The sequence below is a fragment of the Pelatocladus sp. BLCC-F211 genome (assembly GCF_041928655.1).
Classification (GTDB): Bacteria; Cyanobacteriota; Cyanobacteriia; order Cyanobacteriales; family Nostocaceae; genus Pelatocladus.
Genome location: NZ_JBHFLM010000046.1, coordinates 23,970 through 30,606, shown reverse-complemented (window position 1 = coordinate 30,606; position 6,637 = coordinate 23,970). Strand labels below are relative to the sequence as shown.

Genomic DNA, 6,637 nt, shown 5'->3' with positions numbered 1-6,637 from the left:
GGGTATCCCAGACCAATTAATCGTTGGGTTTCTTGAGGATTCGCTTCGATGTGCTCCAATACGGAACTCATAATTCTGGTGTAAAAAGACTTATATTATATTCTTTTACCACAGAACATTACTATTTCGGAGATGTCTAATATATAACGGACTGCAACATTGGAAATACTCACTTGATGCTTATCAGCAATTTGCTTGAGAGTTAAAAGTAATTCTTGAAATAACTTCCAACCGCCCCAAGCATCTATCATGTTTTTGTATTTTCTCAGACTGGCAGTAGAAAGTTGAAAAAGTCCTGGTTCTGCTTGTCCCAAATATTTTTCTGATAGCAAGCCGCCGCACACAGTACCGTAAGTAAAAAGTTTTATGTCATGCTCTTGACAAAAGCGTATCATGTGAACTTTTGGTCGGCGATCAACTAAAGAAAATTGCACTTGATTAGAAACAATTTTGATCCCTGCATCGATAATAATTTGTAAGTGTTCCGTATCGAAGTTAGTTAAAGCCAAATGTTTGATTTTGCCCTCAGTTTGTAATTCAGCCATATACTTGAGGGCGTCTAGGTAATTGGGATCTCGATATTCCCACCAATGAAATTGCATCAAATCTAAGGAACTAACATCCATTCTTCTGAGAGAGATATTAATGTTTTCCTCGACAATTTGTCTGGTCATTTTTCCAGGACGAGGAACCCATTTGGTAAAAGCTTGGATATTAGACAAAGCCTCTTGAGTACGAGTCGCAATTAGCTGACGTCGAAATTCGCCAATAAAATCTTCTGCTGGTCCATAGTGATCAGCAAGATCCCAAGTAGTAAAGCCTGCATCCATATACTTAAACATATTTTGGATCGCAGCAGTCGGGTTAATACGTCCATGCGCGCCGGATACCTGCCACATTCCGTTTAAGAGCCGACAGATATTTAAGTCAGGAGTAAATTGCAGGCGACTTGATGCAGGTAGAGTCATGCGATTTTGGATTTTAGATTTTGGATTGGTTGGATTTATGGAATCTTGAGAGGAATTATTGTTATTTCTAACTCTTTTTAACGCCAGCTTTTTTCGGCTTGTTGTAAAACATAGGCGGCGACATCTTGTATTTCTTGTTCACTAAGACGGTCTTTATAGGCTGACATATTATTTTTACCGTTAGCAACAAGGGAAGAAATGGCTTCTATTGAATCCATATCATATTTTTTTAGTGCTTTAAGCTTTAAGTTTTTACCTCGCCTGACGATATTACTACCGTTGATATGACAACCAGTGCAATGAACATCAAAGATTTTTGCGCCATTGGTTGTATCTGCGGCTAATGCTGGTTGGCTGAAGCTAATTATCAACAGTGTGAAGAGCAACAGTATAAATTTTAGAGTAGTTTTACCACACATATAATACAACTTTAGTTAGTAATTTTCTATCTTAAGGAAGTACTGCTTTCAAATATCTTACGCCACAATCGTAGTGTGACATAGTGACGCTATGAAAATCTATCCAAATTAGTTAAATCTTAAAGTATCTAAAAAATGCCTAACAATATCAAAGAACAAATTAGAACTGATCTTCAACAAGCAAAAGAAACCGGACAGTTGAGAGCAGAGCGAATTCGTGAAATTGTGAAAGCAGCTGTTTCGCAAGTAGTTTCTGAATTCCAAGAAGGATCTACTGAACTTCGTTCCATTGTTAAAGATGCTGTTTCGACTGTTGTTGAAAATTTACAATCCAAAGGTGGCGAGTACAAAGAAAATGTGACAGCTTCAATTGAGGGAGCGCTAGAGGCTGTAAATACGAAAAGACATGAGTCTATTGCTAGAACTCAAGCACAGGTTAAACAGCTAGAAGCTCAATTAGATGAAGAAGAAAATAAAATTCAGCAAGAAGTTGATGGGATTTTAGCAGATATCCAAGATGCTAATAATGTCAATTCACCGGAAAGTAAAACGGCTATTGACTCTGCCATAGATGCTATTAAAAATAGTGATGAATTAGCTTTATTGAGAAGAAGATATGCTCAACTCCAAGCACAGTTAGCGATTGTCAAAGCTAATTTAGCTGCACGCTATGGTGGACGTTCGGAAGAAGTAAAAAGTTATCTTGATGATGCAAAAAACTGGTTCCAGCAAGCTCGCCCACAAGCAGAAGAAGCAGTTGCTCAAGTGCAACAAAAACATGCTCAGTTAGAAGAAAAGATTGGCGAAGCAGGTAGTTCAATAGCTAAAAAAGAGCGTAAAATCAGAGAAATTCTAAGAGATTTATTGCTATCTGGTGCTGACTGGTTAAAAGAAAAGGAACCCGTTGATAAAGTTGGTAAATAAAAGTTAGAAATTGCTAATAATTGTGGGGTGGGTAATGCTCACCCTATTTTATGTTTTGATTTTAAGATATTATTTAACATTGCCAAGAATAAATCAGCCCAGTCGTCGCTTTCGCCTAAAGGGTGAAAGCACTTAAATCCTTGGGTTGATTTATTTATTGGATATTCCTTAATAACTTTGTTGGGTTTCGCTATCGCTCTACCCAACCTACAATTACTATAATTACAATTATTCTTAACTGAACCGTATTAGATGATTAAGCTCTACATATAGATAAAGTTCAGATTCCCGATTTCTCTAAGAGATCGGGAATCTTGTTTTCCTATGGCTTAGTAACTGAATACGTTCTCAAGAATTAGGATACGGTGTTTAATCTTTCTTCGTATTTGGCAATTGCCCATACACCGTGAATAGCACCAGGAAGCCAACCAAGAAGAGTGAGAAGAATGTTGATCACTAAAGTTGTACTCACTCCATATGTCAGAAAAATACCAAGAGGGGGTAGAAAAAATCCAAGGAGGTAACGAAGTAATTTCATGATGTTTCTACTGCTGTGAGTTGTAATTTTTTTGTTTCTGTTTACAATTTTCCGAAATTAACTGAATTGATAAAATCCTTCTCAGGAATTAATTCAATTCGGATTTGCGATTTTTGAGAAACGCGATCGCTCACGTCTGTTCTACTTAATGCTGATAGTTAGCTGGAAGGTAATTCAGCTTTGGATTTCGCTGCATCACTGCTGGATAAAGCCAAATTTTTCTCAGCAAAATATCTGTTAATGAAGGTGCTAGCAAAAGACAGAACAACAGGACCCAAAATAAAAGCTATCAGTCCATGTACAGAAAAACCAGGTACTAAAAATGCTGCGAGAGCAAAACAGATACCGTTAACAACGAGTGAAAATGCTCCCAATGATAAGAAATTTAGTGGTAAAGACAACAAAGATAGAACTGGTTTAACAGAACCATTGACTAAACCAATTGCTAGCGCTGCAATTAAAGCTGCTGGGAAGTTAGCAATATTAACACCAGGAACAACTAAATCAACAATTAATAAGCTTAAAGCTGTAACTAGAGCAGCTAATAAGTTTCCGGTCATCGTTTTCACCTAAAAAGCAGAAATAGAGGTTTTTATGTTCTGATACCATCTTCCGCTAAGTATTATTCTTTAACCTCTCTAACAAGGTAGATTCTGCTTCTGTCATTAGGCTAGTTTTAGACGACAGATTTTATAGACCTAAATGTTGAGATTGGGTAAATAAGCATTAACTCGATCAAACAAAATTACTAATTTTATTCTTAAGAATTATTTAATATTTTTCTGAGTTTAGTAGAGTAAATGTTTTCGAGTTTCAAAGATACTACTCTGATTTGGGAGCATCTGATTTAAGATATAGAGAGTTTTGGTACAAAACTTGTTCTTGATGAGTCTCTAAAGTGCAATCAGACAAAGGATAAGCAACACAGGTAATAGTGTAACCAGCTGCTACTTCATGCGATCGCAAAAACTTTTGCTCGCTTTGATCTACTTCCCCAGCAATTATTTTAGCAACGCAGGCTGAACATTCGCCCTGTTTGCATCCAGATGGTAGGCGAATACCAGCTTCTTCGGCCATATCGAGGATATATTGATCATCTGGTACTGCGATCGCACGGTCTAAGCCAGTTGCAGAATTGATGAGTCGAACTTGGTAAACTGCCATTTGCTTTTCTAATATCACATATTTAATATTTAAGGTGGGCAATGCCCACCCTAGAAAAAATATAAACTCACATCCACAGAAAAGTGTTGTAATTATGCTTCCTTTGGCTCTACTAAATTTTCTGCACCCTTGACGACTTTTGCTGATTCAATTTTGTCACCTGCTTTGATTTCCCGTAAAACATCTTTACCTTCAACGACATAACCAAAAACGGTGTAACGACCATCTAAAAGATTACGTCCAGCTGGGGTAAGTTCTGGTTCATAGAGGAAGAAGAAAAATTGCGAAGAAGCCCCATTATTGTCACTTTCAGGACGAGCCATAGCTACTGCACCATAGGCGGAAAATGGTAACACAGGTAAATCAGTGTAACGTCCTGCTTGTTCTGATGTAATACCGTAGGTTGGTTCTTTGTCACCTTCAAAAAGAATTTCCAAAGGAATAGCACGGTATTTATTAGTTTTGGGGTCAATAAAGCCTACTTCTTTTCCTGATGGATCACCAGTTTGAACAACGTAAGATTCTTCTGCACGGGTGAATGGTAAACCATCATAGAAACCCCGTTGTACTAAATCAACCAAATTTCCAGCAGTTACAGGAGCATTGTAACCGTCCACTACAAAAGTAATATTACCCTTTGTAGTTTTCATTTCGATAGTGGCACGACCTTTGAGTTGTGGTAAATTGCTATATTCCTTGGGAACTTCAAAGGGGAATCCCTGCACCATTAAATCTTCTAAGTCACCAACGAGGTTTAACAGGTCGGCTCGTTGTGCTAATACTTGTTCTTTGTCTTTGGTTTTAGTTACTTCTTCAAGATTGCTCAGACCTGATTTTAATTCAGAAATCAAAGCTTCAGCTTGGGTTTTGTTTGCTTCCGGTACACTAGCGAGAATTTTGCCGGGATTATTGAGAACCCGTGATGCTTTACTGAGGTCTTTGGAAACAGCACCCCAACGTCGATTGGCCCTTAATTGGTTTGATATATCTTCTAAACTGCCTTGCAGTTCTCGCACAGGTTTATTATCTATTGGCAATGCATAGCGCAAAAGCGCTTTACCATCAGTAATTGCGTTTCCTGCTGGTAGTCCAGCACAGCTGGAAGGAGTCCATGCAGCTGTACTTACTCCTAAAAAGAGTGTTACCAACGAAAGTGTAATGAGAGTATTCTTCAACTGAGATTTTAATAACTTGAACATGGGATGGTTCAAACGCAGCATTAATTTCTTGACTAAAACTATTCGGAAATGGGAATTTACTTGAGTAGACTTAACCATCAATAATCTTCCCACAGTACAGGAAACACTTAAAAGAAGAGATACGTAATATGCAAGGATACAGGCGATCGCTAACTTGTGAGATTACCTAGATTTGCAATCATGAACCGAAATCAACTAAATTAAAGTATTAATACTTAGCATTTTCCCCTTCACTCTTGCTAATATTGACAAAATTTGGAGAATAGGATAACCGGGGGTAACAATAGGTAAATGACATAGCCCATCTATAATTGAATTTGTTGAAATTGACTTGTTAATCAAAATACAGGTGGACAATCTCATATGACAGGTAAAGGACAAGGATTTGGCTTTGGCTTAGGCAAAATGAAAGAACTAGCTGAAGCTTTTAAGAAAGCTCAACAGGTGCAAGAAGGAGCAAAGCGCCTTCAGGAAGAACTGGAGCAAATGGAAATTGAAGGCGAAGCTGGCAATGGTTTAGTGAAGGTGATAGTCAGTGGAAACCAAGAACCTAAGCGGGTAGAAATTTCTCCAGATGCCCTCAATGAAGGCGCAGAGGTACTTTCTGATCTAGTAGCTGCTGCTATGAAAGATGCTTATAACAAATCCACAGCAACAATGCGGGAACGCATGGAAGATTTGACAAGTGGGTTGGAACTTCCTGGGTTCTAGACTTAATAGTCGTTTGTCATTTGTCTTATTCTAATGACAAAGGACAAATGACTATATAATTTTTATGCCTTACAAACTTTTGTTTGTCTGCCTGGGAAATATCTGCCGATCGCCTGCGGCAGAAAATATCATGAATTACTTGATCGAGCAGAATGAATTGAGTGAGTCTGCAACACAGACACTAGGCGATCGCATTATCTGTGACTCTGCTGGTACATCTAGCTATCACATCGGTAGCCCACCGGATCGACGCATGAGTGCTGCGGCGCTTCAAAAGCTAGGAATCAAACTCCGTGGTCATGCTCGTCAGTTTCAAAAGTCAGACTTTCAAGACTTTGATTTGATCTTAGCTATGGATCGGGAAAATTATGACGATATCCTATATCTTGATCCAACTGGACAATATCACCACAAAGTAAATTTGATGTGTGACTTTTGTTCTCGGCATACTCTTAAAGAAGTTCCAGACCCCTATTATGGTGGTTCAGAGGGCTTCAATCAGGTAATCGAACTACTCCTTGATGCTTGTGGAGGTCTGCTGCAATACGTTTGTAATCAAGAAGGGAGAAGCTAGGAGGCAAGGAGGCAGACTAAATGAAAAAATTTCACAAGCCTTGCATGAAATTGGGCATTGGGCATGAATCTGTTAACTGTTAACTATTAACTGTTAACTGATTAGTTGTCCCCCTTGTCCCTCTTTCTCTGTTCCCTGTT

The 6,637-nt window shown here is 38.3% G+C and carries 9 protein-coding genes; 3 read left to right on the top strand and 6 right to left on the bottom strand.

Annotated features, from left to right (window positions below; genetic code table 11):
* Positions 1 to 95: 95 nt before the first annotated feature.
* Together ACE1AT_RS04850 and petJ are read right to left on the bottom strand one after the other, a co-directional pair.
* Positions 96 to 968, bottom strand: a complete 873-nt coding sequence (locus ACE1AT_RS04850) for an aldo/keto reductase (RefSeq protein WP_374866169.1) — start codon at positions 966 to 968, stop codon at positions 96 to 98.
* Positions 969 to 1,045: 77 nt separating this feature from the next.
* Complete coding sequence (gene petJ / locus ACE1AT_RS04845) at positions 1,046 to 1,387, bottom strand: cytochrome c6 PetJ (protein WP_374866168.1); 342 nt, start codon at positions 1,385 to 1,387, stop codon at positions 1,046 to 1,048.
* A 135-nt stretch (positions 1,388 to 1,522) separates the two neighbouring features.
* Between petJ and ACE1AT_RS04840 the strand changes: the two genes are divergently transcribed.
* Positions 1,523 to 2,311, top strand: coding sequence for a histidine kinase (locus ACE1AT_RS04840; RefSeq protein ID WP_374866167.1), 789 nt, complete (start codon positions 1,523 to 1,525; stop codon positions 2,309 to 2,311).
* Between the two features lie 355 nt (positions 2,312 to 2,666).
* Here the strand turns inward: ACE1AT_RS04840 and ACE1AT_RS04835 are convergent, their stop codons facing one another.
* From ACE1AT_RS04835 to ACE1AT_RS04820, 4 genes are all read right to left on the bottom strand, one after another.
* Positions 2,667 to 2,849, bottom strand: coding sequence for a YqaE/Pmp3 family membrane protein (locus ACE1AT_RS04835; protein WP_009458661.1), 183 nt, complete (start codon positions 2,847 to 2,849; stop codon positions 2,667 to 2,669).
* Between the two features lie 158 nt (positions 2,850 to 3,007).
* Positions 3,008 to 3,409, bottom strand: coding sequence for a phage holin family protein (locus ACE1AT_RS04830; RefSeq protein WP_374866166.1), 402 nt, complete (start codon positions 3,407 to 3,409; stop codon positions 3,008 to 3,010).
* A gap of 262 nt (positions 3,410 to 3,671) precedes the next feature.
* Entirely contained in the window at positions 3,672 to 4,013 is a 342-nt protein-coding gene (locus ACE1AT_RS04825) for a 2Fe-2S iron-sulfur cluster-binding protein (RefSeq protein ID WP_374866165.1), read from the bottom strand.
* A gap of 92 nt (positions 4,014 to 4,105) precedes the next feature.
* A complete protein-coding gene (locus ACE1AT_RS04820; RefSeq protein ID WP_374866170.1) occupies positions 4,106 to 5,233 on the bottom strand; it encodes a peptidylprolyl isomerase in 1,128 nt (375 codons plus the stop codon).
* A gap of 342 nt (positions 5,234 to 5,575) precedes the next feature.
* Between ACE1AT_RS04820 and ACE1AT_RS04815 the strand changes: the two genes are divergently transcribed.
* Positions 5,576 to 5,923, top strand: a complete 348-nt coding sequence (locus tag ACE1AT_RS04815; protein WP_017312047.1) for a YbaB/EbfC family nucleoid-associated protein — start codon at positions 5,576 to 5,578, stop codon at positions 5,921 to 5,923.
* Between the two features lie 64 nt (positions 5,924 to 5,987).
* A complete protein-coding gene (locus ACE1AT_RS04810; protein WP_374866164.1) occupies positions 5,988 to 6,497 on the top strand; it encodes a low molecular weight protein-tyrosine-phosphatase in 510 nt (169 codons plus the stop codon).
* Positions 6,498 to 6,637 lie beyond the last annotated feature (140 nt).

Excerpts from the sequence above, each read along its gene's own strand:
- ACE1AT_RS04850 (WP_374866169.1), bottom strand. The coding sequence starts at position 968 with ATGACTCTACCTGCATCAAGTCGCCTGCAATTTACTCCTGACTTAAAT.
- petJ (WP_374866168.1), bottom strand. The coding sequence starts at position 1,387 with ATGTGTGGTAAAACTACTCTAAAATTTATACTGTTGCTCTTCACACTG.
- ACE1AT_RS04840 (WP_374866167.1), top strand. The coding sequence starts at position 1,523 with ATGCCTAACAATATCAAAGAACAAATTAGAACTGATCTTCAACAAGCA.
- ACE1AT_RS04835 (WP_009458661.1), bottom strand. The coding sequence starts at position 2,849 with ATGAAATTACTTCGTTACCTCCTTGGATTTTTTCTACCCCCTCTTGGT.
- ACE1AT_RS04830 (WP_374866166.1), bottom strand. The coding sequence starts at position 3,409 with ATGACCGGAAACTTATTAGCTGCTCTAGTTACAGCTTTAAGCTTATTA.
- ACE1AT_RS04825 (WP_374866165.1), bottom strand. The coding sequence starts at position 4,013 with ATGGCAGTTTACCAAGTTCGACTCATCAATTCTGCAACTGGCTTAGAC.
- ACE1AT_RS04820 (WP_374866170.1), bottom strand. The coding sequence starts at position 5,233 with ATGCTGCGTTTGAACCATCCCATGTTCAAGTTATTAAAATCTCAGTTG.
- ACE1AT_RS04815 (WP_017312047.1), top strand. The coding sequence starts at position 5,576 with ATGACAGGTAAAGGACAAGGATTTGGCTTTGGCTTAGGCAAAATGAAA.
- ACE1AT_RS04810 (WP_374866164.1), top strand. The coding sequence starts at position 5,988 with ATGCCTTACAAACTTTTGTTTGTCTGCCTGGGAAATATCTGCCGATCG.